This is a genomic window from Streptomyces katrae (assembly GCF_000966975.1).
Classification (GTDB): Bacteria; Actinomycetota; Actinomycetes; order Streptomycetales; family Streptomycetaceae; genus Streptomyces; species Streptomyces katrae.
Genome location: NZ_JZWV01001054.1, coordinates 1 through 749, shown reverse-complemented (window position 1 = coordinate 749; position 749 = coordinate 1). Strand labels below are relative to the sequence as shown.

At 66.8% G+C, this 749-nt stretch carries 1 protein-coding gene; it reads left to right on the top strand.

What is annotated here, in order from left to right; translation table 11 throughout:
- Positions 1-142 precede the first annotated feature (142 nt).
- Positions 143-322, top strand: coding sequence for a hypothetical protein (locus VR44_RS32110; RefSeq protein ID WP_045951150.1), 180 nt, complete (start codon positions 143-145; stop codon positions 320-322).
- Positions 323-749 lie beyond the last annotated feature (427 nt).

The window sequence follows — 749 nt, the reverse complement described above, 5'->3', positions numbered from 1 at the left end:
CCCGGCACACTGGGCACCGGCGGAACCGGCGGCGTAGGCCCTGCGATCGCCGCGGGTGGCGGCGGTGGAGGCGGCAGTGGCGGATCGAGCGCAGGACCGGCGGGCAGTTCCTTCACCAGCGGCGCGAACACCGGAAACGGACGTGTCGTCCTCACCTACACGCCGCCCGGGGCCCCCGAATCAGACCCCTGGTGCAGGCACCTCGCTCCTGGGCATCAACCTCAGCGGTCTGATCCCGATCTACAACAACATCAACACCAACCTCAACAGCCCCGGTGCCATCAACACCAATACCCAGACCTTCGGGGTCACCACGCCCTGACCGACGCACGAAGGGCTTCGTCCCGTCGAGGGACACTCCTGGCCTTGCTTCGATGGCCTCATCAGACCTGGACTGGGGTACTCAAATACGCCAGAACCATGACATTGATGGCACACAGCAAGCGCCAGTCCGCTCGACGGCGCGACTGCGCCCGGTGCCGACCGCCTGTTCTGCACGGGCGCGCGGTCGGACAGGCGGCCTGTGTGAGCGCGCGGCTCGAGCGCAGCGCCGGGCCGGGCCGGGCGTTTCAGTTCACCGACAGGTCGGCCTCTCGCGAACCCGGAGATGACCGGGCGCTTGCCGGTTCCTTCTTCTCACCGACATTTTCGGGGCTGCCAGCCCGCGGTCGTTCTCAGAATCCACCGACAACCGTTCCTGCTACTGAGGCTCTGGTCCACATTCTGTGGAGGCTCACGGACGGTGATGT